Source organism: Micromonospora sp. NRRL B-16802 (genome assembly GCF_001279555.1).
GTDB classification, from domain to species: domain Bacteria; phylum Actinomycetota; class Actinomycetes; order Mycobacteriales; family Micromonosporaceae; genus Micromonospora; species Micromonospora profundi.
Genome location: NZ_LGEB01000048.1, coordinates 1 through 24,989, shown reverse-complemented (window position 1 = coordinate 24,989; position 24,989 = coordinate 1). Strand labels below are relative to the sequence as shown.

At 72.7% G+C, this 24,989-nt stretch carries 28 protein-coding genes and 1 riboswitch; of the genes, 18 read left to right on the top strand and 10 right to left on the bottom strand.

From position 1 onward, the window contains the following. Positions 1–30 precede the first annotated feature (30 nt). Positions 31–624, bottom strand: coding sequence for a copper resistance CopC family protein (locus ADK66_RS07465; RefSeq protein ID WP_231639953.1), 594 nt, complete (start codon positions 622–624; stop codon positions 31–33). A 271-nt stretch (positions 625–895) separates the two neighbouring features. On the opposite strand from ADK66_RS07465, the gene ADK66_RS07460 reads away from it, so the two are divergent. Beyond that, a complete protein-coding gene (locus tag ADK66_RS07460) occupies positions 896–1,546 on the top strand; it encodes a hypothetical protein (RefSeq protein WP_053653170.1) in 651 nt (216 codons plus the stop codon). Between the two features lie 71 nt (positions 1,547–1,617). Here the strand turns inward: ADK66_RS07460 and ADK66_RS30625 are convergent, their stop codons facing one another. Together ADK66_RS30625 and ADK66_RS07455 are read right to left on the bottom strand one after the other, a co-directional pair. Next, on the bottom strand, positions 1,618–1,959 hold the full coding sequence (locus tag ADK66_RS30625; RefSeq protein WP_082377293.1) for a hypothetical protein: 342 nt from the start codon (positions 1,957–1,959) through the stop codon (positions 1,618–1,620). 102 nt (positions 1,960–2,061) lie between these two features. Beyond that, the gene (locus ADK66_RS07455; protein ID WP_053653169.1) at positions 2,062–2,601 is read right to left on the bottom strand and encodes a hypothetical protein; all 540 of its coding nucleotides are present in this window, start codon (positions 2,599–2,601) and stop codon (positions 2,062–2,064) included. 199 nt (positions 2,602–2,800) lie between these two features. Between ADK66_RS07455 and ADK66_RS07450 the strand changes: the two genes are divergently transcribed. The 8 genes from ADK66_RS07450 (at position 2,801) to fabF (ending at position 10,485) form a co-directional block, all read left to right on the top strand. Next, positions 2,801–4,000, top strand: a complete 1,200-nt coding sequence (locus ADK66_RS07450; protein ID WP_053653168.1) for a sensor histidine kinase — start codon at positions 2,801–2,803, stop codon at positions 3,998–4,000. Beyond that, positions 3,997–4,695 (top strand): response regulator transcription factor, encoded by a 699-nt coding sequence (locus ADK66_RS07445; protein ID WP_053653167.1) that lies wholly within the window; start codon positions 3,997–3,999, stop codon positions 4,693–4,695. The genes ADK66_RS07450 and ADK66_RS07445 overlap by 4 nt, the downstream gene beginning before the upstream one ends. A 96-nt stretch (positions 4,696–4,791) precedes the next feature. Next, entirely contained in the window at positions 4,792–5,640 is an 849-nt protein-coding gene (locus ADK66_RS07440; protein WP_197281446.1) for a septum formation family protein, read from the top strand. 11 nt (positions 5,641–5,651) lie between these two features. Beyond that, positions 5,652–6,953, top strand: a complete 1,302-nt coding sequence (locus ADK66_RS07435) for a CdaR family transcriptional regulator (protein WP_304438217.1) — start codon at positions 5,652–5,654, stop codon at positions 6,951–6,953. A gap of 78 nt (positions 6,954–7,031) precedes the next feature. Next, positions 7,032–7,988 (top strand): ACP S-malonyltransferase, encoded by a 957-nt coding sequence (locus tag ADK66_RS07430; RefSeq protein ID WP_053653164.1) that lies wholly within the window; start codon positions 7,032–7,034, stop codon positions 7,986–7,988. Further along, positions 7,985–8,929, top strand: coding sequence for a beta-ketoacyl-ACP synthase III (locus ADK66_RS07425; protein WP_053653163.1), 945 nt, complete (start codon positions 7,985–7,987; stop codon positions 8,927–8,929). Before ADK66_RS07430 ends, ADK66_RS07425 begins: the two co-directional genes overlap by 4 nt. An 87-nt stretch (positions 8,930–9,016) precedes the next feature. Then, complete coding sequence (locus ADK66_RS07420) at positions 9,017–9,256, top strand: acyl carrier protein (protein ID WP_053653162.1); 240 nt, start codon at positions 9,017–9,019, stop codon at positions 9,254–9,256. 2 nt (positions 9,257–9,258) lie between these two features. Continuing rightward, complete coding sequence (gene fabF / locus ADK66_RS07415) at positions 9,259–10,485, top strand: beta-ketoacyl-ACP synthase II (RefSeq protein ID WP_053653161.1); 1,227 nt, start codon at positions 9,259–9,261, stop codon at positions 10,483–10,485. A gap of 75 nt (positions 10,486–10,560) precedes the next feature. Here the strand turns inward: fabF and ADK66_RS07410 are convergent, their stop codons facing one another. The 3 genes from ADK66_RS07410 to ADK66_RS07400 form a co-directional block, all read right to left on the bottom strand. Beyond that, on the bottom strand, positions 10,561–10,779 hold the full coding sequence (locus ADK66_RS07410; RefSeq protein ID WP_053653160.1) for a hypothetical protein: 219 nt from the start codon (positions 10,777–10,779) through the stop codon (positions 10,561–10,563). Positions 10,780–10,890: 111 nt separating this feature from the next. Next, the gene (locus tag ADK66_RS07405) at positions 10,891–12,627 is read right to left on the bottom strand and encodes a glycoside hydrolase family 3 protein (RefSeq protein ID WP_053653159.1); all 1,737 of its coding nucleotides are present in this window, start codon (positions 12,625–12,627) and stop codon (positions 10,891–10,893) included. A 108-nt stretch (positions 12,628–12,735) separates the two neighbouring features. Next, on the bottom strand, positions 12,736–13,227 hold the full coding sequence (locus ADK66_RS07400) for a DUF3145 domain-containing protein (protein ID WP_053653158.1): 492 nt from the start codon (positions 13,225–13,227) through the stop codon (positions 12,736–12,738). 307 nt (positions 13,228–13,534) lie between these two features. Here ADK66_RS07400 and ADK66_RS07395 point away from each other — a divergent pair, with 307 nt between their 5' ends. Continuing rightward, positions 13,535–13,864, top strand: a complete 330-nt coding sequence (locus ADK66_RS07395) for a hypothetical protein (RefSeq protein WP_030330285.1) — start codon at positions 13,535–13,537, stop codon at positions 13,862–13,864. Between the two features lie 101 nt (positions 13,865–13,965). Here ADK66_RS07395 and ADK66_RS07390 read toward each other — a convergent pair whose 3' ends face one another. Next, complete coding sequence (locus ADK66_RS07390; protein WP_231639952.1) at positions 13,966–14,622, bottom strand: carbonic anhydrase; 657 nt, start codon at positions 14,620–14,622, stop codon at positions 13,966–13,968. A 148-nt stretch (positions 14,623–14,770) separates the two neighbouring features. Here ADK66_RS07390 and ADK66_RS07385 point away from each other — a divergent pair, with 148 nt between their 5' ends. The 4 genes from ADK66_RS07385 to ADK66_RS07370 all read left to right on the top strand — a co-directional run bounded on the left by ADK66_RS07385 (position 14,771) and on the right by ADK66_RS07370 (position 20,331). Continuing rightward, complete coding sequence (locus tag ADK66_RS07385; protein ID WP_053653157.1) at positions 14,771–15,739, top strand: alpha/beta fold hydrolase; 969 nt, start codon at positions 14,771–14,773, stop codon at positions 15,737–15,739. A gap of 107 nt (positions 15,740–15,846) precedes the next feature. Next, the gene (locus ADK66_RS07380) at positions 15,847–17,964 is read left to right on the top strand and encodes an AAA family ATPase (protein WP_053653156.1); all 2,118 of its coding nucleotides are present in this window, start codon (positions 15,847–15,849) and stop codon (positions 17,962–17,964) included. A 106-nt stretch (positions 17,965–18,070) separates the two neighbouring features. Continuing rightward, positions 18,071–18,988, top strand: coding sequence for a cation diffusion facilitator family transporter (locus ADK66_RS07375; RefSeq protein ID WP_053653257.1), 918 nt, complete (start codon positions 18,071–18,073; stop codon positions 18,986–18,988). 141 nt (positions 18,989–19,129) lie between these two features. Continuing rightward, positions 19,130–19,261: riboswitch (cyclic di-AMP (ydaO/yuaA leader) on the top strand. A 53-nt stretch (positions 19,262–19,314) separates the two neighbouring features. Further along, on the top strand, positions 19,315–20,331 hold the full coding sequence (locus ADK66_RS07370; RefSeq protein WP_053653256.1) for a hypothetical protein: 1,017 nt from the start codon (positions 19,315–19,317) through the stop codon (positions 20,329–20,331). Between the two features lie 116 nt (positions 20,332–20,447). Here the strand turns inward: ADK66_RS07370 and ADK66_RS07365 are convergent, their stop codons facing one another. Then, positions 20,448–20,915, bottom strand: a complete 468-nt coding sequence (locus tag ADK66_RS07365) for an SRPBCC family protein (protein WP_053653155.1) — start codon at positions 20,913–20,915, stop codon at positions 20,448–20,450. Between the two features lie 187 nt (positions 20,916–21,102). Here ADK66_RS07365 and ADK66_RS07360 point away from each other — a divergent pair, with 187 nt between their 5' ends. Both ADK66_RS07360 and surE read left to right on the top strand, forming a co-directional pair. Further along, positions 21,103–22,065, top strand: a complete 963-nt coding sequence (locus ADK66_RS07360; RefSeq protein WP_053653154.1) for a 1-phosphofructokinase family hexose kinase — start codon at positions 21,103–21,105, stop codon at positions 22,063–22,065. Next, positions 22,062–22,889, top strand: a complete 828-nt coding sequence (gene surE / locus ADK66_RS07355) for a 5'/3'-nucleotidase SurE (protein WP_053653153.1) — start codon at positions 22,062–22,064, stop codon at positions 22,887–22,889. Before ADK66_RS07360 ends, surE begins: the two co-directional genes overlap by 4 nt. 24 nt (positions 22,890–22,913) lie before the next feature. On the opposite strand, the gene ADK66_RS07350 is transcribed toward surE, so the two are convergent. Beyond that, a complete protein-coding gene (locus ADK66_RS07350) occupies positions 22,914–23,276 on the bottom strand; it encodes an STAS domain-containing protein (protein ID WP_053653152.1) in 363 nt (120 codons plus the stop codon). Positions 23,277–23,707: 431 nt separating this feature from the next. On the opposite strand from ADK66_RS07350, the gene ADK66_RS31350 reads away from it, so the two are divergent. Both ADK66_RS31350 and ADK66_RS07345 read left to right on the top strand, forming a co-directional pair. Further along, entirely contained in the window at positions 23,708–23,851 is a 144-nt protein-coding gene (locus tag ADK66_RS31350; RefSeq protein WP_157552313.1) for a hypothetical protein, read from the top strand. Between the two features lie 134 nt (positions 23,852–23,985). Beyond that, positions 23,986–24,393, top strand: a complete 408-nt coding sequence (locus ADK66_RS07345; protein WP_053653151.1) for a hypothetical protein — start codon at positions 23,986–23,988, stop codon at positions 24,391–24,393. A 192-nt stretch (positions 24,394–24,585) separates the two neighbouring features. Here the strand turns inward: ADK66_RS07345 and ADK66_RS07340 are convergent. Beyond that, positions 24,586–24,989, bottom strand: a 404-nt coding sequence (locus ADK66_RS07340; protein WP_197281445.1) for a cellulose binding domain-containing protein, incomplete at its 5' end; no start/stop codon positions are given.

Here is a 24,989-nt window from a genome sequence, read left to right as displayed (position 1 = left end):
GTCAAGGCCGGGCCGGGCGAGCCCACGTGGTCAGCGGCGCGCGGCGCGTCGGCGCCACAGGAGTCCCGCCACGAGAGACCCCAGCACCACAACCGCAGCGACCGTCCACAGCCACCAGTTCCGCCCGTCCGGGTTGTTGCTCTCCTGTGCGGCAGGCACGGGCGTGCCCGAAGCGGCAGCCGTTCCATCGGTCGCGACGGCGGTCGGCGATGCCGACGGCAGCGGTGACGCGACGGTGGTACCGGCCGCCGCGGCATCCGGACTGGCAACCGGCGACGGTGGCTGGGCGGCCGTGCCGGTGGTGAGGGTGAACCGCACCTCGCCCTTCACCGGATGGCCGTCGTTGGAGGCCACCTGGTAGCCGACGATGTAGAGCCCGGCGGCACCCGGTGTGAACGGCACTCGCACCTTGCTGCCGTCAAAGACGGGCTGCCCCCCAGCGACCACATTGTCCGGACCGGTTATTGTGATCTTCGTCGTAGCCGGAGCGGGTCGGGCCAGGAACCGCAGTTCGATCCGGGCCGGCGCGGTCGCCACTCGGGCCCCGTCGCGCGGGTCGCTGCCTGTCAACGAGTTGTGCGCGGCGGCCGGTGCCGGGGCCAGCAACGACACACCGAACGCCACGCCGAGCACCACTGGCACGACCCACGCAACACGTGTAACCCTGCCCCCCATGAACCCCTCCCTAAGGGTACGATCCGCCCGCTGATCAACGGCTCATCATTTAGTCGAGCAGAGATCGCAAATAGTTCCAATTACTGTTCCACAAGCTGCAATTCATCGACGTTCTGCGGAGTCTGTGAGAGTGGGCCCGACCGCACGGCCGGTGGCATCATCGGCCGACCGATCCGGACGTCACGACGAAGCCATCCATCGAACGGGGCGAGGAGGCGGGATGGTCCGACAGATGAGGCGGGCACTCGCCGTGCTGGCGGGAACGCTGGCCGCGGCACTGCTGACGCTCGGCACCACCGGCCCGGCCACCGCAGCGCCGAAGTCGCCGCCCCCCGGGGTGGACGTCACCGGCGAAGGGCTGTCCGAGCCGCTGCGGCTGCGCTCGGACACCCAGCACGCACACGTGGTGGCGGTCATCGACCAGGTCAACTTCCTCGGCCGCACCGGCCAGCCGAACGGGCCGAAGGCTGCCAATCTCGGGCCGAAGTACACGGTCGTGGTGCTCGCCGGGGACACCCCGAAGCAGACGTACGACCTCTATCCCAAGGCTGTGGGCGGGCCGCGCGTCTACCGGCCGGCCAAGCAGCCGGACGGCCGCAAGACCAGCGCCGGCTGGTTCCTCGGCCGGCTCAGTATGTCCGAGACGCTGCGCACCGCCGGAGTGCCGCTGGAGCGGCAGTTCGATACGGTCAGCGGCGGCGTGGGTGGCGGCGAGCGGGTGCTCCCGGAGGAGGCCCTCGACCCCGCCAGGGACATCGACGAGGCCTTGGGCGAGTTGCAGCGGCTGCTGCTGCTCAACGTCGCGGTGATGTTGACCATCACGGTCGGCCTGGCCGGCATCGCCCTGCTCATCCGTCGCCGCACCCGCTGACCGGCCTCACGGCCGCCTGGTCAGCACGGCCGCGTCGTCAGCACAGCCAAGTGGTCAGCACGGCCGCGTCGTCAGCACCAGCGGCGCGGTGGGCGCTCCCGTCGGGTGGCCCGCTGACGTGGCCGGACCGGCCCGTGCCGGTGGGCCCCCGCCCAGCCGGGTAGGCCGCTGCGGCAGCCCGCGTCGTCGTCGGGCTCGGCGGGCAGCGCCTGCTCACCGGCCCGCTGGCGCGGCACCGGTACGTCGTCGGCCCACTCGGCAGGGCGGCAACCTGTCGGCTCCGCTGGGTGTGCGGGGTGCGCCGGCAACCCACCGACCGGCCGACGGGGTTTGCCTGCCACCTGGTGGTCGTGGTGACCCGGCCGGCAGGGCTCGCCCTGGGCGCAGCCGTGCTCGGCCTCCCCGTGCGCCATCCCGGTCTCCTCACGCTCGCACTCACACGCGGGTGCTCCCCCCGACCGTGCCCTGTCACCGTACTGGCCGGGGCCGACGGCTCGTGCACGCGTACCCGGGGGTCAGTGCTTCGGACGGCGCGGGAAGAGGGTCTCCCACACCGGGAAGGCCACCAGCCAGACCACGATCGCGACGGTGAGGCCGCGGATCCAGCCGCCCAGTTCACGGGTTCTTTCCGCATCGTTCACCCAGAGGATCGCAGCGGCGAGCAGACCGCACGCGACGGCCCAGCCCAGCAGTGCCTTGCCCCACTCCCGCCACTCGTAGCGGGTACGGGCCCAGCCGTGGCGGGGCGGCCGGACCGGCGGCGGGCCACCGGCGAACCGGTGGGCGAAGCGCTGGTCCGCCCAACGCACCACCGAGTGGCCGAAGGCCACCGAGAAGCCGAGGTAGACGGCGGCGAGGCCGTGGCCGACGCTCGCGGTCGCGCCTCGCCGCAGGTCGATCACCGACGCGACGAGGAGCACCAGGTCCACAAGCGGTACGCAGATCAGCAGCGCCGCTCCGAGCCGCGGCCGGCGCAGCGGATAGCGGGCCACCAGTCCGGCGGCGAGCACCACCCAGAACGCGATCTCACAGCCGATGATCAAGGCGACCAGCATGTCGACTTCCCTTCGTCGCCACCCAGCGTCGCTGATCAAGAGGGCGTTGACCTCGGCACGAGAGACGACATCGTGTCCTCCCTTCGACGGACTCGTCCGCCCGTGAGCGCTCGGCGTACCCCTTTCGGCGCATGTCGCGGGTGGCGAGGTCCTCCCCCGGTCGGAACCGGATGGCCGACGGTTGTGGTGGGATCGGGGCATGCGACGGTGGCTCGGCTCCGGCACCCCCGGCCGGGATCTGATGCTGGCGGGCGCGTCGCTGGCCGGCGGCCTGATCCTGTACGGCCTCGGTTGGCAACCGCAGGTCCGTCCGCACCCGGACGTGCCGCAGGTGCTGTTCCTGCCGCCGCTGCTGGCGGTCTGCGTGGCCGTGGGCCTGCGCCGCGTCGCCCCGCGCGCGAGCCTGGCCGTCGGCACCGGGGCGCTGGTCGTGGACACCGCGCTCGGCTCCTCGCTGGGGACGATCCTGATCTACACCCAGGTGCTCTACGACGCCTGCGTGTACGGCCCGCCGCGCCTGTGGCGGTGGTTGCTGCGGGTGACCGTCGGGCTGAGCCTGCTCGGCGCGGTGGTCGGTGTGGTCGGGTTCGGGCAGTGGCGCGGCGTCGCCGTCGGGGTGCCTGTGGTGCTCGCCGGGTTGCTGCCGGTGCTGACCGGAATCAGCGTGCGGCAGTACCGCGACCAGGCCGCCGCCGAGCGGGCGCGCGCCGAGCAGACCGCCCGGTTGGTCGAGCTGGACCGTCGGCAGGCGGTGAGCGCCGAGCGCGCCCGGATGGCCCGGGAGTTGCACGACGTCGTCGCCAACCACCTCAGCGCGGTGGCCATCCACGCCACCGCCGCGCTGTCCGTGCCGGGGTTGGATCGCGCCCAGGTCGAGTCGGCGTTGCGGGTGATCCGGGAGAGCAGCGTGCAGGGACTGGCGGAGATGCGGCAGATGATCGACGTGCTGCGCGAGCCCGGACCCAGCGGTGGGCAGCCCTCGGCGGGTGGCGACCCGGCCCTGCCGGATGCGGTCACCGCGCGCCTGGCCGAGGCGGACGGGTTGGTGGACCGGATCCGGGCCGCCGGGCTCGCCGTGCGGGTGCGCACCGACGGCACGCCCGGCCCGCTGCCCGTCGGGGTGGATCTCGCCGCGTACCGGATCGTGCAGGAGTCGCTCACCAACGCGCTCAAGCACGGCACGGGCGAGGCGGAGCTGACAATCGCGTACCGACCGGCGGAGGTGGTGCTGACCGTGGAGAACCCGGTGCGCCCGGGCGGGACGGACCTTGAGGGCGCCGGGGCCGGGTTGATCGGAATGCGGGAGCGGGCCACGCTGCTTGCCGGCCAGTTCGCCGCCGGACCGCACGACGGCCACTGGCAGGTCCGGGCCGCCCTGCCCACCGGGGTGGGCGGATGACCGGGCCGGCGCGCGACCCGGGCGACGCGGCACCGCCGGTGCGGGTGGTGCTCGCCGACGACCAACCGGCGGTACGCGCGGGGCTGGCCCTGATCCTGGCCGGCTCGCCGGGCATCGAGGTGGTGGGCGAGGCGGGCGACGGCGACGAGGCGGTTCGCCTGTGCCGCGAACTGCACCCCGACGTGGCGGTGCTGGACATCCGGATGCCCCGCCTCGACGGGATCGCCGCGACCCGGACCATCGTCGCCGACGGGCTCGCCGACGTGCTGGTGCTCACCACCTTCGACCTCGACGAGTACGTCTTCGGCGCGCTGCGCGCCGGTGCGGCAGGTTTCCTGCTGAAGGACACCGACGCCGCCGGGCTGATCGCGGCGGTGCGCACCGTCGCGCGGGGCGACGGGTTCATCGCCCCTGCGGTGACCCGACGGTTGATCACCGCCTTCGCGGCCACCGCGCCGGCGGCATCGGCGGGCGGCCGGGCCGCGCTGGACACGCTGACCCCGCGGGAGCGCGACGTGCTTGCCTGCCTCGGGCTGGGGCTGTCCAACCAGCAGATCGCCGACCGGCTGGCGCTTGCGGAGAGCACCGCCAAGACGCATGTGAGCCGGATCCTGGCGAAACTGGACCTGCGCAGCCGGGTGCAGGCAGCGATCCTGGCCCAGGAGTTGGGCCTGCCCACTCCCCCTCAGCCCTGAACCGGGGTGGTCCCAATGGGACACCGACGGGTGTCCCGGCTGCCGTACGCTGCGCGCCATCGATGCCGATGGCGGCTGCCCGGAAATGGAGACGACGTGCGACGGTGGTGGGGGACGACGGTCCTTGTGGCGCTGACCGTAGGGGCAGGCGGTTGCGACAGCGTTCTATCCGAGGAGAAGCTCTCTACCTTCGCTCCCGAGGCGGGGGTGTGCCACGCCACCGCGTCCGACGAGCGCAGCCCCAAGTCGTACACACCGATCCCCTGCTCTTCGAAGCACGAGGTGGAGACGTTCCTGGTCGGCCGGTTCGACGGCGCGGACGCCGCCGCCAAGGCGCCGCCGGCCGCCGACACCGAGGCGATCTGGCGGGTGTACGAATCCTGCGACGCCGAGGCTGCCCGTTTCCTGGGCGGCGAGTGGCGCGAGTCGCGGCTGGCGATGCGGGCGCTGACCCCGTCGGCGGCGCGCTGGAAGGCGGGCGAGCGGTGGTACCGCTGCGACCTGCTGGAGATGCATGCGGTGGACCGGTGGTTCCCGAACCCCCGGGCGAACAGCCTGCGCAACGGACTGACCGGCGATTCGCCGCTGCGGTACACCTGTTTCACCGAACCGGCCGAGTCCGGCGACACCGTCGACCTACCGCCCACCTCCTGCAGCGGGCCACACGCCACCGAGTTCGCCGGGATCTGGTGGGCCGAACCGGAGGTCGAGGAGATCACCGACGAAGTCCTGGACGCGGGGTGCCGGTCGACCGTCTCCGGGTACGTCGGGGTGTCAGAGGGAGACCTGGACGGCCGGCTCGACGTGTTCGCGTTGCTGCCGGAGGGCGAGCCCGAGTGGCTGGCGGGCACGCCCGGCGTCTGGTGTTTCCTCTACAGCCCCGATCGGCCGCTCAACACGTCGCTGAAAGGTGTCGGCCGTACCGGCCTCGCGGCGGCCCGTTGACAGGTGCCGGCGTGGATGGCCTGCTCACGACATGTCAGGCTAGGGCGGTGAGTACGCCCGGCGGTGGAGACCTGTCGGCCACGCTGCGCCGCATCGAGCGTTCGGCGGGGGCGCTGGCCACCGCAAGTGTGGCCCGGATGGACGAGACGCTGCCGTGGTTCCGCGCCCTGCCTGCCGACCAGCGTTCCTGGGTGATGCTCGTGGCTCAGGCCGGCGCGCGATCGCTGGTGGAGTGGCTGCGCGACGGCGGCGGCACGGCCGACAGCACGCAGGAGGTCTCCGACGAGGTCTTCGCCACGGCACCGCTGGCGCTGGCCCGGTCGATCACCCTTCAGCAGACCGTGGCGCTGATCAAGGTGACCATCGACGTGGTCGAGGAGCAGGTGTCGCACCTGGCCGTCGAGGGTGAGGAGCACCAGCTGCGCGAGGCGGTGCTGCGCTTCTCCCGGGAGATCGCCTTCTCGGCCGCCCGGGTGTACGCGCGGGCCGCCGAGTCACGCGGGGCGTGGGACGCGAGGTTGCAGGCCCTGCTTGTCGACGCGCTGCTGCGCGGTGATTCGCCGGACGTCCTGGCCAGCCGGGCTGCCGCGTTGGGCTGGGCGGACGCGCCGCCGGTCGCGGTGGCGGTGGGCCGTTCCCCGGGCGGGGAGGTCTCCGCCGTGCTGCACGTGGTCTACCGGTTGGCCCGGCGGATCGACGTCGAGGTGATCGGCGGGGTGCACGGCGACCGGCTGGTGATCGTGCTGGGCGGCGCGGCCGATCCGCTGAGCGCGGCGGGCAAGCTGCTTGACGCGTTCGGGGACGGCCCGGTGGTGGTCGGTCCGGCCGTACCCAGTCTGGACGAGGCCACGGAGTCGGCGCGTGCCGCGCTGTCCGGTTTCCGGGCCGCGCCGGCGTGGCCGACGGCCCCGCGGCCGGTGCCTGCCGACGACCTGCTGCCGGAGCGGGCCCTGGCCGGCGACGCGGAGGCACGCCGGCGGCTGCGGCACGACGTGTACGCGACGCTTGTCCGCGCCGGTGGGGAGCTGCTGGAGACCCTTGACGCCTTCCTGGCCGCCGGTGGCACCTTGGAGAGCGCCGCGCGGGCGTTGTTCGTGCACCCGAACACGGTGCGCTACCGGCTGCGCCGCATCGCGGAGGTGACAGGTTTCTCGCCGCTGTCGCCCCGGGACTCGTTCGCACTCCAGGTGGCGTTGACCGTCGGCCGGCTGGATCCGGTGGCGCCTGTCACATCGCCGGTGCCGACCCAGACATTGACCCCGGCCATCCGGAAATCCGCTCAAATCAGCGACGATACTGGCCGATCTTTGTAGGAACCCTCCAAAGGTCCTAGTGCGGTTTGGTCCGGGCCGGCACAGCGTTCCGTAGCGGCATCCGGAAGAGTCATAGGCGTGCTCGCCGTACTTAGTCCCGGCCAGGGTTCTCAGAAACCCGGCTTCCTGACCCCCTGGCTCGACCTGACCGGCACCGAGGCACGACTGCGGTCGTGGTCCGAGCTGGCAGGGGTCGACCTGGTGCACCTGGGCACCGAGGCTGACGCCGACGAGATCAAGGACACCGCCCGCACCCAGCCGCTGCTCGTCGCCGCGGCGCTGCTCGCCGCCGAGCACCTGCCGCTGCACGACGTGTCGGTCACCGCCGGGCACAGCGTCGGCGAACTGGGCGCTGCGGCGCTCGCCGAGGTGCTGTCGCCGGAGGCGGCGATCACGCTCGCCGGTGTGCGGGGCCGGGAGATGGCCGCCGCGTGCGCGCTGGAGCCGACCGGGATGGCCGCCGTGCTCGGTGGGGACCCGGACGAGGTGCTCGCCGCGATCGAGGGGCACGGCCTGCATCCGGCCAACCGCAACGGCGCCGGGCAGATCGTCGCCGCCGGCGCGCTTGACGGCCTGGACAAGCTCGCCGCCGAGCGGCCGTCGAAGGCCCGCGTCATCCGCCTTCAGGTGGCGGGCGCGTTCCACACCCCGTACATGGCTCCGGCCGAGACCGCGCTGGCCTCGGTGGCCGCCGGGATCACCCCCGCCGACCCGGCGCGGATCCTGCTGTCGAACCTCGATGGCACCTCCGTGACCGACGGCCAGGAGATGGTGCGACGCTTGGTCCGCCAGGTCACCGCCCCGGTCCGGTGGGACCTGTGCATGCGTACCCTGGCCGACCTCGGCGTGACCGGGGTGATCGAGCTGCCCCCGGCCGGCACCCTCGCCGGCCTTGTGAAGCGCGAGCTCAAGGGCGACGGCGCCCCCGAGATCGTCACCTTGAACACACCGGACGACCTGCCGGCCGCGCGGGATCTCATCGCCCGTCACGGCACACCGGGCCAACCGCTCGCCCCCATCGGAGGAAACTCATGACCGGCAGTCGCATCGTCTCGATGGGGCACTACCAGCCCTCCCGGGTGGTGACGAACGACGACATCGCCCAGCTCGTCGACACCAACGACGAGTGGATCCGGGACCGCGTCGGCATCGCCACCCGCCGCATCGCCGACAGCGAGACGGTGGCCGACATGGCCGCCGCCGCAGCCGGCAAGGCGCTTGCCAACTCCGGGTTGAGCGCCGCCGACATCGACCTCGTCGTGGTCGCCACCTGCTCGTCGATCGACCGCAGCCCCAACGTGGCCTGCCGGGTCGCCGCGAAGCTGGGCATCACCGCACCGGGCGCGTTCGACGTCAACACCGCCTGCTCGGGCTTCGCCTACGCGCTGGGCATCGTCGACCACGCCGTCCGGGCCGGGGCGTCCCGCAACGCCCTCGTCATCGGTGCGGAGAAGCTCTCCGACTTCACCGACTGGACCGACCGCTCCACCTGCATCATCTTCGCTGACGGCGCCGGCGCCGCGGTGGTCACCGCCACCGCCGACGACGAGCCCGCCGGCATCGGCCCGGTGGTCTGGGGCTCGGTGCCGGAGAAGAGCGACGCGGTACGCATCGAGGGCTGGCGCCCGTACATCCAGCAGGAGGGGCAGTCGGTGTTCCGCTGGGCCACCACCGCGCTCGCGCCGCTGGCCCTGCAGGCGTGCGAACGCGCCGGGGTCGACCCGTCGGAGCTTGCCGCGTTCGTGCCGCACCAGGCCAACGGCCGGATCATCGACGGCATCGCCAAGCGGCTCAACATCCCGAATGCGATCATCGCCAAGGACATCGTGGAGTCGGGCAACACGTCGGCGGCGAGCGTACCGCTGGCTCTGTCCAAGCTTGTCGAGCGACGCGAGGTGCCCTCGGGCGCCCCGGTGCTGCTGTTCGGCTTCGGCGGTGGCCTGACCTACGCCGGTCAGGTCGTCCGCTGCCCCTGATGAACCCCCTCGGGCGCGTACGCGTCGAGGAGCGGCGGTCGGCGACGCCGGCCGCCGGAGATCCCCCTATGAGAGGAACCAACCGCAATGACCCGTGACGAGATCACCACCGGCCTCGCCGAGATCCTCGAAGAGGTTGCCGGGGTGAACCCGGACGACGTGGCCGAGGGGAAGTCCTTCACCGACGACCTCGATGTCGACTCGCTCTCCATGGTCGAGGTCGTGGTGGCGGCCGAGGAGAAGTTCGGCGTCAAGATTCCGGACAACGAGGTGCAGAACCTCAAGACCGTCGGGGACGCCGTCAGCTACATCGAGGCGCAGTCCTGATCATGAGTCGTCCTGACGTCGTCGTCACCGGGCTCGGCGCGACGACCCCGCTCGGCGGGGACGTCGCGTCGACCTGGGACGCAATGCTCGCCGGCCGCTCCGGGGTGAGTGCCCTCACCCAGGAGTGGGCCGCGCAACTGCCCGTCCGGATCGCCGCGCAGCTGGCCGTGGAGCCGTCGGAGGTCCTCGACCGCGTCCGGCTGCGCCGGCTCGACCGCTCCGAGGCGATCGCCATCATCGCCGCGCAGCAGGCGTGGGCGGACGCCGGCCTGGCCGACTCCGGCCTCGACGGTGAGCGGCTGGCCGTCAGCATCGGCTCCGGCATCGGCGGCGCCACCACCCTGCTCGCCCAGGACGACATCCTGGAGGCGTCCGGGCCGCGGCGGGTCTCCCCGCACACCATCCCGATGCTGATGCCGAACGGTCCGGCCGCCTGGGTCGGGCTGGAGCTGGGCGCCAAGGCCGGCGTGCACACGGTGGCCAGCGCCTGCGCCACCGGCGCCGAGGCCATCGCGCTGGGTCTGGACATCATCCGCGCCGGCCGGGCCGACGTGGTGGTGGCCGGCGGCACCGAGGCGGTCATCCACCCGCTGCCGATCGCCGGGTTCAGCTCGATGCGGGCGATGTCGACCCGCAACGACGACCCGGAGCGGGCATCCCGTCCGTGGGACAAGGGCCGTGACGGCTTCGTCCTCGGCGAGGGCGCGGGCGTCGTGGTGCTCGAACGCGCCGACCACGCCGCCGCCCGGGGCGCCCGGGTGTACGCGCGGCTCGCCGGAGCGGGTATCACCTCCGACGCGTACGACATGGTGCAGCCGCACGCCGAGGGCGAGGGCGCGATCCGTGCCATCGGCAAGGCGATCGCGGACGCGGACGTCGCCAAGCAGGACATCGTGCACGTCAACGCGCATGCCACGTCGACCCCGGTCGGCGACATGCTGGAGATCGGCGCGCTGCACAAGGCGCTCGGCGATCACCCGGTGCTGGCGGCGACCAAGTCGATGACCGGTCACCTGCTCGGTGCGGCCGGCGCGCTGGAGTCGATCGCCACGATCCTCGCCATCCGCGACAGTGTCGTCCCTCCGACTGTCAACCTGGAGGACCCGGACGACGGCCTCACCCTGGACGTGGCAGCCCAGAAGGCGCGGCCCATGGAGATCCCGGCCGCGTTGAACAACGCGTTCGGCTTCGGCGGTCACAACGTGGCGCTGGTCTTCACGCGACCCTGACACCACCGCCCGCGGCAGCGGGTGAGCAGTGGCCCTGTCCCGTCGCCTGGCGACGGGACAGGGCCAGGTGTCGTTTCAGGCCCGGTTGCGGGGGTGCCGCTTGGCGGTGCGCTCGTTGCCCCGGCGGTAGTTGCCCGTCCAGCGGGCCATCACCAACTGCGGGTCGTCGTCGACCTCGGCGAGGAACTCCGCTGCCCGGCCGCCGCGCAGCGTGCTCGCCACCCGCCCGTGATGGGTGATCACCACGGTGCCGTCGGCCCGCTGGTCGTACCGGAATCCCGCTGGTGCTGGCATGCGGCAGAGGGTCCCAGATCACCTGGCCTGCCGCGACACAATTTCCGCGCCGCCGAACGGCGTCAGGGGCGCCGCGCCGGCCGGCGTCGGTTCAGCGTCGCGGCCCCGGGGTCAGGTGCCGCAGGTCGTGGCGGGCAGGCCCGACACGGCAACCGGGGACCGGCCGCCGGGCCGGGCCTTGCCGGCCAGCACGGCCGCCAGCGCGGTCATCGACGCCCGACTGGAGGAGTACGTCGCCAGCAGCGTGGGCGACGCCGCCCCGGCCAGCACGTACGGGGTGTCCATGGCGACGGTGACCGCCGCGTCGGCGCGTAGATCGTCGGCGCCGTCGCCGTAGCCGACGAGGTGCACCACAGTGCCGCCACTCGGCTTCACTGCCACGCCGGCAGCGGTGAGCGCGGCGGTCAGCGCCGCCCGGGTGCCGTCCCGTCCGCCCGAGGAGGTGACGGTGACCGGCCCGCGTACCGCCTTGCCGCACTCGCCACGCAGCACTGTGACGGCACCGGCGGCCAGCGCCTCCGCCGCCGCCCGGTGCGCCGGGGAGTTGAGCGTTGACATCTGCGCGGCCGGGGCGTCCGCGAGCCGGAACTTCATGGTCAGCACCCGGGTCACCGCCTCGACCAGCCTGGTGCGGGGCAGTGATCCGCCGCGCAGCGCGGCGAGCAGCCCGTCGAACGCCTGTCCGACGTTCGGGGTCATGAGGATCAGGTCGTTGCCGGCGTTCAACGCCCGGACGGCGGCCTCGCCGGGCGCCCAGCGCTTCGCCGGCGGCATGTTCATCCCGTCGGTGATCACGACGCCCTTGAAGCCGAGTTGGCCGCGCAGCACGTCGGTGAGCAGTTTGTGCGAGAAGGTCGCCGGGGTGCCCGGGTCGACGGCCCGCACGTCCAGGTGTGCCGACATCACGGCCATGGCCCCGGCGTCGATGCCTGCGGTGAACGGCGGCCACGCGCCGGTGCGCAGCGTCTCGGCGGACTGGGTGAGCACGGGCAGGTCCTGGTGCGAGTCGTCGGCGCTGTGCCCGTGCCCCGGGAAGTGCTTCAGGGTGGCCGCGACGCCACTTGCCTGCAGACCCCGGACGGCCCCGCCGACCTGCGCGGCGGCGATCTTCGGGTCGGAGCCGTACGAGCGGGAGCCGATGACCTTGCTGCGGGTGGCCAGTACGTCGGCGACCGGGGCGAAGTCGACGTTGATGCCCATCGCGGCGAGTTCGGTGCCGGCGGCCCGCCAGGCGTTCTCGGTCAGCTTGGGGTCGCCCGCCGCACCGGCCGCCAGGGCGCTGGGCAGCAGCGTGACGCCGTCGGTGACGCGGGTGACGACGCCGTACTCCTGGTCGGTGCCGATCAGGAAGGGCGCCGGGCCGGCGGCCAGACGACCGGCGGCCTCGCGCAGCCCACCGGTCAGCTCGTGGACCTGCTTGGGGTTGTCGACGTTCGTGGTCTCCTGGTTGCCCTTTGTCGGGTCGTCGGCGCTGAAGCCGACCAGGATCAGCCCGCCGAGCCGGTACTTGGCGATCATCTGGGCGGGGGTGTCGACGCCGGCAAGTGCCTGGTTGCCGGCCGCCGAGCCGGGTGAGACCTTCGTCGCCGAGTCGCCGTAGGCGTACGGCATCAGCACCTGACCGACCAGGTCCTCGTCGGAGAGCGTGGCGACAAGCGCGGCGGCGCGGGCGGCCGGGTCGGCGGCGGCCGGCGTCGCGGCGGCGGTGCTCGGCGCGGCGGAGGTCGCCGCCGGGCTGGGGCTCGGGTCGGGGCGTTCCGGGGTACCCGAGCAGCCGGAGACGAGCAGGGCGGTCAGGGCGGCGACGGCGATGCCGGCGCGTCGCGGGCGAATCGGCACGCCGCCCATCCCACCAGGTCCCCCCTTATCGGGGCAACTTGACCTTACCGGTCGGCGTCGGCATGCCCGCGGCGCCGGCCTGCCCAACCCCGGTGAGCACCGGGGCGACGGGCCCGGTCAGCCGACCCGGGTGAGCAACGTCACCGGAGCCCCGTCACCGGCGTACCGGTAGGGCTCCAGATCATCGTCCCAGGCCGTGCCGAGCGCCTTGTCGAGGGCGTGCGACAGCGCCTCCGGGGCCCGAGCGGACGCCATGAGCGCCCGCAACCGGTCCTCGCCGAGCTGGATGTCCCCCGCCGCGCCGACAGTGGCCCGGAACAGGCCGCGGGCCGGCACGTACATGTAGCGCTCACCGTCGGCGCCGGAACTCGGCTCCTCGGTGACCTCGAAACGGATCATGGGCCACTGCCTGAGGGCAGCAGCCAGCTCGGCGCCCGTCCCCGGACGGCCGGTCCACCCGCACTCGGCCCGGCGTGCGCCGGGGTCGACGGGCTGAGCCGTCCACTGCAGGTTGACCGGCGCGGCTAGGACGCGCGCGATCGCCCACTCGACGTGCGAGCACACGGCGAGCGGGGTCGAGTGGACGTATACGACGCCACGCGTTGGCACGGTGACCTCCCGGAGAGCGAGGTGCGTCTTCCCCTACGACCTCGGCCACCCAGGTGGTTGCTGCAACACATGATGACTCCTGTGACGGATGGTGCGCCAGGGAATCGGAAAATTCGCTGGCCGGAATAGCCGGACGGGTGGTCTCGGTTGGCTCAGGGGACACCGCGACGAGCAGCTTGATGTCGTGGTCCTGTACAGTTCCATCGGCGGCTTATGCCGCGTTACACCTCGCGGGCCGACTCACGTGTCGTCCGCATACAGCCCCCGGACGTCCAGTCCTCCCGTACGTCTTGCAAGGAGTACCTCCGTGGCGAGCAACACCTCTAAGACCGCGCGCGCGTCCGTCCGGGCCGGCCAGGCTGGCCAGGGTGGCGCCCTCAGCGTGCTGGGCGAGTTCAAGTACCTCATCCCGCTCAACGGCGGCAAGCACGCCTACGTGCGCAACCTGACCAACGGCAAGACCGCGCACCTGCGCACCGACTCCGACGCCTTCGTCGAGGAGATCCGGGTGCTGGCCGCCGCCGGCCACGCCGCCAAGATCCGGGCGGAGATCAACAACCTGGCTGCCACCCACCCGGGTGACGGCTGGGAGGCCACCGAGAAGCGCCTGGTCGCGGCCGGTGTCTTCGAGGGCTGAGCCCTCCCCCACCGCATCATCAGCAAACCGCCCGTCGGGACTTCCCGGCGGGCGGTTTCGCGTCCGCGTCCGGCAGGGTCCGGGCGCTCGGGCCCCGGGCGTCAGGGCGGGTCGAGCAGTGCGACCTCACCGGTGGCCAGGTCGTAGAGGCCGCCGACCACTGCCACCCGGCCAGCGGCGACCGGCCCGGCCAGCAGGTCGTCGTGGCGCAGCGCGCGCACCGTACGCCCCACGTGCCGGCGGATCGCCAGCGGCTGCACCGCCGGATCGTCGAGCCCTGCCTCGACGACCGCAGGGGCGATCTCGTCGACCAGGTGGGCAAGCGATCCCTCCGGCCGCTGACCGCTGCGCAGCGCCTCCACCGCTGCCCCCACCGCCCCGCACCGCTCGTGGCCCAGCACCATGACCAGCGGTACGCCGAGCTGGCCCACGGCGAACTCGATGGAGCCGCGTACCGCGCGGTCGAGTACATGCCCGCCGGTGCGGATCACGCACATCGCGCCGAAGGTCTGGTCGAAGATCGCCTCCAGCGGAACCCGCGAGTCGATGCAGCCGAGCACCACCGCGTACGGCTGCTGGTCGCCGGAGGCCGCGGCGGCGGCCGTCACGTCGTGTCCGTGCATGGGCTGACCGCTGACGAAGCGCCGGTTGCCGGCAAGCAGTTCCGCGAGCGCGACCCTCGGCGTACCCCCTGCCTGTCGCCCCTGAGCTGCCGGTCCGCCGGCTGACGGGCCGGGCGTCGCCTGCGTCGACCCCATGCCGTCCAGCTTGACCCCGTCGGCGGTGGGCAGGTGGGCGCTCGGGAATGTTCCCTCGACGCGATTGGCGTGGTGTGCTGGCGGGTAGCCGGTGTTACCACCGGGTATCTCGGTGCCGGTGGTGCCTGGGCGACCCTGGGAGGTGGCGATGCCCGAGCGGTTCGAGGTCGGTCTGCCCGACGGCGTGCGGCTGCACGTCGAGACCACGGGGCCGGCGGACGCCCCTGTCACCGCCGTCCTGCTGCACGGCTGGACGCTGGACGGACGTGCCTGGCACCGGCAGCTCGACGCGCTCACCGGGCTGTCGGAGGGCGCCGTGCGGGTGGTCACCTTCGACGCGCGGGGCCACGGCCGGTCCAGCTGCATGGCGTTGCCCACAGCCACCCTGGCCCAGCTCGGCGACGACCTCGCGGCGGTCATCGACGCGGTCGCGCCGGCCGGCCGGGTGGTACTGGTCGGGCACTCCCTGGGCGGCATGACGATCATGGAGTACGCGCACCGCCACCCCGCGCACTTCACCGCCCGCACGGCCGGCCTGGTCTTCGTCTCGACCACCGCCGAGGGGCACACGCACACCGCCTACGGGCTCTCGCCGCGGATCACCCGGCTGATCCGGCTCGCCGAGACCACCGGGGCCGGTGTGCTGGCCCGGTGCGGCTCGTGGCGGCCGCCCCGCCCGCTGCTGCGCGCGCTGCAACCGAGCATCCGCTGGATGCTCTTCGGCGACCGCTGCGATCCGGCCGACATCCGGCTGGTGACCTCGGCGGTGGCCCGCGCCTCACTACGCTCGATCGGCGGGTTCCGCGCCTCGATCGGCGCCCAGCACCGGTTGGACACCCTCAGCGCGCTCGCCCACCTGCCGGCCGCCGCCCTGGTCGGCGATCGGGACCGGCTCACGCCGCCGCCCTGCGCCGAGTCGATCGCCGCAGCGCTGCCGGCCACCGAGCTGACCATCTGCTCAGGTGCCGGGCACATGTTGATGATGGAACGTCCCGACGAGGTCAACGCCGCTCTGAGCGGCGTCCTGCGTCGGGTGCTCGCCGCGCTGCCGGCCGACGCCGTGAGCGCCGCGCCGCCGCGCCCGGGCGACGCGAGCGTCGTCGGAACGGGTGCCTGAGCACGTTCGCGCACCTCGGGCGCGGCGGATCCGGGCGGAAGCCGTACCCTTCTGCGGTTGGCCCGCGCGGTTCGCGCCGCTTGCCGGCGACATCGAAGGAGCGTGCGTTGACCGACCAGACCGCCCTGGAGCAGGAGATCGCCGTCGAGCAGCGGCATCTCGACCGGGTGTACACCCGACTGGCCGAGCTGCGCCAGTCGGCGGTCCGCGCCGAGCGCGACGGCTACCGGATGGCGCGGGTGGGCACGTTCGGCGCGCTCGTCGAGCGCGACGCGATGGTCTTCCACGCCGCGCAGCGGCGGCACACCCTCGACGCCGAGCACGAGGGGCTGGTCTTCGGCCGGCTGGACCTGCGGGACCGTCAGGTGCTGCACGTCGGGCGGCTCGGCATCCGCGACGAGGACGCCACGACACTTGTCGTCGACTGGCGGGCGCCGGCCGCCGCCGCGTTCTACCAGGCCACCCCGGCGCAGCCGCTGGGCGTGGTGCGTCGACGGACCATCCAGTCCCGGCGGGAGCGGGTCACCCGCATCGAGGACGACCTGCTGGACCCCACCGCCACGCCGGAGGGGATGACTGTCGTCGGCGACGGCGCGCTGCTGGCCACCCTGTCCCAGGCCACCGGGCGGGGCATGCGGGACATCGTGGCGACGATCCAGCGGGAGCAGGACGAGGCGATCCGCTCGCCCGGTTCCGGGGTGACGATCGTCGCCGGTGGTCCGGGCACCGGCAAGACCGCTGTCGCCCTGCACCGGGCCGCCTACCTGCTGTATTCCGACCGCAGCCGGTACGCCGGTGGCGGCATCCTGGTGGTCGGCCCGTCCACCGTCTTCGTCGAGTACATCGCCTCGGTGCTGCCGTCGCTCGGCGAGGACACGGCGACCCTGCACTCGCTGGGCACCCTCTTTCCGGGGATGACCGCCACCCGCACCGATCCGCCGGACGTGGCGGCCGTGAAGGGTTCGCTGCGGATGCGCCGGGTGCTGGAGCGGGCCGTCCGGGACGCGGTGCCGGGCGGGCCGGGTGAGCTGCGACTGCTCTACCGGGGCACGCTGCTGCGGCTGGACCGCGCCGAGCTGGACGCGATCCGGGACCGCGTGCTGAACCGGGGCGCCCGCCGCAACGAGGTCCGCCGGGCCGGCTTCGACGGGGTGTTCGCCGCGCTCTGGGCGCAGGCCCGCCGCCTGGGCATCGGCCGGCTGCCGGAGCAGCGTGCCTTCGAGGACGAGATCGCCGAGCGGCCGGAGTTCCGCGAGTTCCTCAAGGCGTGGTGGCCGCGGCTGCATCCTCGGCACGTGCTCGGTTGGCTGGCCCGTCCCGACCGGCTGCGCAGGTACGCCGGGGGCATCCTCTCCGGCGCGGAGATCCGGTTGCTCGGTGCGGCGTACCGGAGTCTGGACACCGACGGCCTGACCATCGCGGACGTGGCGCTGCTCGACGAGTTGGACGCGCTGCTGGGCAAGCCCGTGCAGCCGGCCCGCGCCCGGCGTGACCCGTTCCAGCTCGCCGGCGGCGTCCGGGAACTGAGCACCCTTGGCGACCGCCAGCGGGCGGCCCGCGCGGCGGCGCGGGAGCGCCCGGCGGACTACCGGGACTACGCGCACATCGTGGTGGACGAGGCGCAGGACGTCTCGCCGATGCAGTGGCGGATGATCGGCAGGCGCGGCCGGCTGGCCTCGTGGACCATCGTGGGCGATCCGGCGCAGACCGCCTGGACCGGTGACCCGGAGGAGCTGACGCGGGCCCGTGACCAGGCGCTGGGTCGGCGCAAGCGGCTGGACTTCACGCTCACCACCAACTACCGCAACTCGGCGGAGATCTTCGCGGTGGCGGCGGCCGAGATCCGCAGGCTCTATCCGGACCTGCCGCTGCCCAGGGCCGTCCGCTCCACCGGGGTCGATCCGGTCGAGCAGGTCGTACCGGCCGCAGGGCTGGAGACCGCGACGGTGGAGGCGGCCACCGGCCTGCTGGCCGAGGTGGACGGCACGGTCGGTGTGATCACGCCGGTCCCCCGCCGCGACGAGGTCGCCGGCTGGCTCGGCGCGCTCGGCGGGTCGCGGTTGCAGGTGGTGACGAGCCTGGAGGCCAAGGGCATGGAGTACGACGGGGTGGTGCTCGTCGCGCCGAGTGAGATCCGGGCGGATCCGGGTGCGGGTGTCCGCACGCTCTATGTCGCGCTGTCCCGGGCCACCCAGCGACTCACCACCATCGACCCGATCGGCTGAATCCGTGTTGGCGGGGCCGGGGGTACATCGTTGCCCTACAGTTGCATACATAGCGATGTGAACATACATTTGACCCGGTCCCGGCTGGCACAGGAAGGTGGGTTTCGTGGGCTCAGGTCATGACCACCACCACGCTTCGGTCAGCAACGCCGCACAACAGCACCGGGGCCGACTCTGGGTAGCGTTCGGCCTGCTCGCCACCCTGATGGTGGTCGAGGCGGTGGCCGCACTGCACACCGGCTCACTGGCACTGCTCTCCGACGCCGGGCACATGTTCACCGACGTGCTCGGCATCGGGATGGCCCTGGCCGCGATCACCGCAACCCAACGGGCCGCCCGCGACCCACAGCGCACCTTCGGGCTCTACCGCCTCGAGGTGCTGGCCGCCCTTGCCAACGCCGTCCTACTCTCCGGCGTGGCGATCTACGTGTTGATCGAGGCGATCGGCCGGTTCGGCGACCCGCACGAGGTGGTGGTCGGCCCGATGCTCGTGGTCGCCGTGCTCGGCCTGCTCGCCAATGTGGTCGCGTTCGCCCTGCTCCGCGCCGGCGCCCGGGACAGCATCAACCTCCAGGGCGCCTACCTGGAGGTGCTCGGCGACCTGCTCGGCTCGCTCGGCGTGATCGGCGCGGCGCTGCTCATCGCGGTCACCGACTGGTGGTGGGCCGACCCGCTGGTCGCGGTCGCCATCGGCGTGTTCATCCTGCCGCGCACCTGGCGGCTCGGCCGCGCCGCGGTCCGCATCCTCGTGCAGGCCGCCCCGGAACACCTCCAGGTCACCGCCGTGCACGACCGGCTCGCCGCCGTACCCGGCGTGGTCGAGGTGCACGACCTGCACGTCTGGACGCTCACCTCGGGCATGGACGTGGCCTCCGCACACCTGACAATGGCACCCGACGCGGAGGTCGGCACCGTGCTCACCGCGGCACGCACCGCCCTGCAGGAGGAGTTCCGGATCGAACACGCCACGCTCCAGATCGAGCCCGGCGCGGCCCCGGGGGCCTGCGGTGCCGTCACCTGGTAGGGCGAGATTCCGCCCTTAATCCCTTTTGTCGGCTTTTTGGGTAGCGCCGTGCACACCGTCAGTCACAATGGCTGCACCAGCCCCATGAGCACCGGTAGGCTGGCTCCCGGCCACCACCCGGCGGCGCCCTCCCGGTGCCGGTGGCGGCCGCCGCCTAATCACCCGAGAGGGCGAACCGGGGAACCATGTTCCTGGGGTGCATCCGCGTCAGCGGTAGGGATCTTCCGTCCCGAACCCGTCAGCTAACCCGGTCGGCGGCTGACGGAAGGACATGCGCAGTGGCACGAGCACGACCCCCCGCCGCCCGATTGGCGGCGCTGATCGTCATGATGTTCACCCTCGGCGTCGCCATCCCCGCCGGCGCCGCCTCGGCCGCTCCCCCGGCCACCCAGCGGGCCGCGGCACCCGACAACGACGAAGAGGGCGGCACCCCGGCCCTGCGCGCCGCACTGGACGCGGCCAGCAAGGGCTACCTGGACGCGAAGCGCGCCCTGGACACCTCGGTCCAGCGGCAGCAGCAACTCGCCGCCAAGCTCAAGACCACCGAAGCCGAGATGAACGAGCGCAGCGGCAAGGTCGGAGAGATCGCCGGCGTCGCGTACCGCACCGGCCGGCTCAGCACCGTCTCGGCGCTGCTCAACACCAACACCCCCGAAGGCTTCATGGACCGCGCCGCCGCGCTGGACGTGGTCGCCGCCAACGAGGACCGGGTGCTGCGCGACCTGATCGCCACGAAGGACGAGGCCAACCGCACCCGCGTCGCCCTCGACGGCGAGATCCGCGAGCAGCGCAAGCAGGTCGAGGTGATGGCCAAGCGCAAGGAGCAGGCCGAACGCGCCCTGACCGTTGCCAACACCAGGCAGCAGTCCACCGCCTCCGACTCCGGCTCCAACCGGGGCACCTCCACCGCCAACGCCAAGCCCGCGCCGCGCAACTCCGACGGCTCCTGGCCGTCCGAGTCGTGCAGCGTCAACGACCCCACCCCGGCCAACGGCTGCATCACCCCACGCACCCTGCACGCCCTCAACCAGGCCAAGGCCGCAGGCTTCACCAGGTACGTCTCCTGCCACCGCTCCGGCGGCTCCGGCGAGCACCCGAAGGGTCGCGCCTGCGACTTCGCCGCGCAGAAGAACGGCTTCGGTGGGGACGCCACCGGCGGCGACAAGACGTACGGCAACAACCTCGCCGCGTACTTCATCCGCAACGCCGACCGGCTCGCCGTGCTGTACGTGATCTGGTACAGGCAGATCTGGCTGCCCAGCAGCGGGTGGAAGTCGTACAGCGGGGCGAACGGCGACCCGTCCAGCGACCACACGAACCACGTACACCTGTCCGTGTACTGATCGACCCCGACCCGGCCGGCGCCTCCCCCACGGGGGGCGTCGGCCGGTGTGCGTCAGCGGGCGCAGCCCGTCCTGTTCGCGCCGCGCAGCGCGGAGGGCCAGCGGGGCGGGCTGGGTCAGGTCGACGGTGGGGGGTTGTCGCTGCGGTCGAGGGCCGCTCCCAGCCGGGCCGCCAGGGCCAGGTGGGCGACGCGGGCCTGGCTGAAGGCGTACCGGAAAAGGGGTTTCGGTGCCCGCAGGGTGATCTCGACGTCGATCCGGACCAGGCCGTCGGGCTCGGCGCGTAGACGTGTGTGGTTACGCACGGTGGTGGCCGGCCACTGGCGTGCGACGGTGACGATCTCGTCGTCGTCGAGGGTCAGCACGTCCGCGTGATAGGTGGTTCGGAAGCGCACCGGGCCGGCGACCAGCCGGTCGTTGATGGTGTAGCTGGCCACGGCTCCGTCCCGGGGCGGAACTCGCCGCACCCGGACGATGAGTGGATGCAGCTCGCCCTGGCGGCTCAGGTCGCCAAGCAGGGCCGCCGCGTCGGCGAGCGAACAGCGGGCCTGCACGGTGTAGCTGAACGTGTCGCTGCTGAGCACGCCGTCTCCCGCCGTCGATGGGTCGCACGATCGTCCCGTACACAGGTGGGGCTGGCAACGCCCGGACGGACACCGGCCGTTGCCCGGGCATTGGCGGCGCGTTATCACTACCGTCGGCTGTTGGGGTATCACCGGTCGTGACGAAGGGTGGACGCATGAACGGGGATGACCGGTGAGCGGGCACGTGATGGTCTTCGCGCCCACGCCGCAGCTGACGGTAACTGTGGATCAGCCGAACGACCACCCCGAGCTGCATCTGCACCCCGGCGGTCAGGGCGTCTGGCAGGCCCGCATGGTCCTGTCGCTCGGTGTCGAGGTGGTGCTGTGCGCCGCGCTCGGCGGCGAGATCGGCCAGGTGCTGGAACCACTGCTGGTCAGCGAGGGCGTCGACCTCAAGGTGGTGGTCCGGGACTCCGGCAGCGGCGGCTACGTGCACGACCGTCGGGACGGCTCCCGGCAGGAGATCGTCGACGTGCCGGGGCATCCGCTGAGCCGGCACGAACTCGACGAGCTCTACAACCTGGCGCTCGGCGAGGGCCTCCGCGCCGAGGTGAGCATCCTGAGCGGGCCGAACGAGCCGTGGCTCGTCCCGGCCGACGTGTACCGGCGCTTCGCCGCCGACCTCGGCGCCAACGGCAGCCGGGTGGTGGTCGACCTCTCCGGGGACCACCTCGGTGCGGCGCTGGAGAGCGGGGTGTTCTTCCTCAAGGTTAGCCACGAGGAGCTGATCCGCGACGGGCGCGCCCGCAACGACGAGACAGCGGAGCTGACCCGGGCGATGTACGAACTGCACGCGGCCGGCGCGGAGACGGTGGTGGTGAGCCGGGCCGACCAGCCGGCGTTGACGCTCATCGACGGGGAACTCTTCGAGGTGCAGATGCCTCGGCTGGAGGCCGCCGACCCGCGTGGCGCTGGCGACTCGATGACCGCCGGGGTGGCCGCCGTGATCGCCCGCGGTGGGGACATCCGCACCGCCATCCGTACCGGCGCCGCCGCCGGGGCACTGAACGTCACCCGGCACGGCCTGGGCACCGGCCGGTTGGACTCCATCACCGGGCTGGTGGAGCGCGTCCAGCTGGCACCGGCGGACAGCCGGCCGCAGGAGCGGACCACCCCCGACGAGCTGGCCGACCGGGTGGTCGACAGATGAGCCTGCGGGTGTTGGTCACCAACGACGACGGGATCGCCGCGCCGGGCATCCAGGCGCTGGCGTGGGCGGCGGCGCAGCGGGGACTGGACGTCGTGGTCGCGGCACCGCTGGAAGAGGCAAGCGGCACCAGCGCCGCGATGAGCGCTGTGGAACGGGACGGCCGGGTCGTGGTGCACGATCATCCGTTGGCGGACCTGCCGGGTGTGCCCGCGTACGGGGTGGGTGGCTCGCCCGGCTTCATCACGCTCATCGCGCTGCACGGCGCGTTCGGGCCGCCGCCGTCGGTGGTGCTGTCCGGCATCAACAGGGGCGCGAACGCCGGCCGCGCCGTGCTGCACTCGGGCACTGTCGGTGCCGCGTTCACCGCCGCCACGAACGGCTGTCGGGCGATGGCGGTGTCGCTGGACGTGCTGTCCGCCGGTGAGGCCACGGCCGCCAGTGGTGGCGCGGCGGTGGACGCCGCGGCTCGGGTACGCGACGTCGAGCGGCACTGGGCCACCGCCGCCCGGGTAGCCCTGGACCTGCTGCCCCGGCTCACGGCAGGCCCACCGGAGAGCGTGCTCAACGTCAACGCCCCCGACCTGCCGCACGGGCGGCTGCGCGGGGTGCGCCGTGGTTCGCTGGCCAGCTTCGGCCAGGTGCAGATGACTGTTGCCGAGTCGGGGCACGGCTTCGTGCGTACCTCGTTGGAGGAGCCGGGCCAGGCCGCGCAGCCCGGCACGGACGTCGCGTTGCTGGCCGGCGGGTACGCGTCGGTGACGGCCATCCGGGCGGTCACCGAGGTGGCCGACGTGGACCTGAGCGGTCTCGACCAGGAGCCCTGACGGGCCGAGCAAGGTGTCGACGTCTCAGGCGCCGGGGAGCACCTCGGGGGTGGCAGCGCCGGCGAAGTAGGGCTCGGGAGCACCGAAGAGGCCGAGCAGGCCCGTCACCCAGAGCTGCCGGTGCACGAACCGGCTGGGCTCGGTGACGACGAGCTTGACGCCGCTGACCTCGGCGGTCTGAAAGCCGGCGACCATGGCGCTGATGCCGACGGAGTCGATGAAGGTGACAAGCCTCATGTTGAGCTCGATGCGCAGCGGGCGGCCCTTGGCCAGCACCTCCGCGATCGCTTCCCGCACCTCGTACGCGGTGTCGACGTCGATCTCGCCACGCGGGGAGATCTCCACAACACCACCGGACAGAACTGACTGCACGATCGACAGGCTCACGCGAGCACCTCCACCCGCCCGTCCCCCGGGCGCCTCATCAGTACGCGGGCCGCGACCGAGAGTATTCCTCCGACGGCCTCGGTCGCCACCCCTCAGGATGAGCAATTCACGGATCCGGCCACCCAAAGTGGCCCATATCCCTTCATTTCGGTATCTGATCACTCAATACTTTTCGTTATCTGCTCAGTCGGCAATCGGTCGGAACCGACGCGCCGCCGACAAGGGTAGCGGCCCGGACCCGACACGCCCCACAATCGGCCCGCCCCGCGTCTCGGCCCGACTGAGCCCGGCGTGTCGCGCCTCCCGGGATGCAGAGCTCGATGGGCGTGATTCCATCCGGCAACCCGATGCCGGCTCGAATCACCCGTCCGAGGTTGCCGCTTCCTCCTAGCATCAGCCCGGGACGCCCACCGTGACGGAGAGGATCTTCGATGATCAAGAAACTGGCCGGGATAGCTGGCGTCGGCCTGCTGCTTGCCCTCGTGTTGGCCTGCGGTTTCGGCGGTGGCGGGGGTGACGATGACGACGATGACGACGACTTCGCGCGGGGCGCTGCCGTGGTGACGGTGCGCTGAACCGGTCGGGAGCCCGTGCCGGCCGGGTTTGCGCGCGGTCGGCGCGGGGCACTGCGAGGTGAGCGAGCCGTGACGCGCTGGACAGCCGCCGAAGTCCGAGGTAGGTGGCTTCGGCACCCGAGGAGGTAACCACGATGTTCGGAACCAACCTGCTGGACCGCCGCAGCAAGCCGGAGCGGATCGCGGACCAGGCGTGGGAGCACCTGGTCTCCACCGTCAGCTCCGCCGGGGACAGCGTCCGGGACACCGCCCGCTCGGCCCGCCGCAACAGCGGTGGCCTCGCCGACGGCGCGGGTGACCTGGTGGGCTCGGCAGCCGAGGAGGCGCGGCGGCGCGCCTCGCGTGCCTTCGACGCGCTCGCCGGTCGCCAGCCGGCGCTGCCGTGGACGCTGCTGATCGGTGCCGCGCTTGTCGGCGCGGCGGTCGGCTGGGCCGTCGGCTCCGCCGCCCGTGCCGCCGGCAGCCGGGACGACCGCGCGGTGAACGACGTCGAGTTCGTCGACGTGGACCGCCCCAACTCCCCCGTCGGCCTGGACGACTGACAGCCCAACCGCACGACAAGCCCCGCTCGACCAACCGGTCGGCGGGGCTCGCTCTTGTGTGTGTACGGGCTGGCTCGGTGCTCGACCTGAGCGGGTGTCAGGCCGGTCCGCCGAGGTGCCGGACCCCTCAGACAGCCCGGCGGACCGGTGTTCCGGAGGTGGTCCGGGGGTTGCCCCCCGGACCACCCGAGGTCAGCGACTCGTGCAGGTGACGGTGGCCGGAGGTGCGTTGCTGCCGGTCCACGTGCCGAGGAAGCCGACAGTGGTGCTGGCGCCAGCGCCGAGCGCGCCGTTCCAGCCGCTGTCCTGAACCGAGACGACCGCACCGCTCTGGGTGTGCGTGCCGCCCCAGAGTTGGCCGATCCGCTGGCCGTTCGGGAAGGTCCAGCCCAACGTCCAGCCGGCGATGGGCGCGCTGCCGGGATTGCTGACCACCAGTTCGGCCTGGAAACCGCCAGACCAGGAGCCCGTCACCCGGTACGTCGCCGCGCACCCGCCACCCGGAGGCGGTGTGGTGGGAGGCGGCGTCGTCGGAGGGGGCGTGGTCGGAGGGGGCGTGGTGGGAGGCGGTGTCGTCGGAGGGGGCGTCGTCGGAG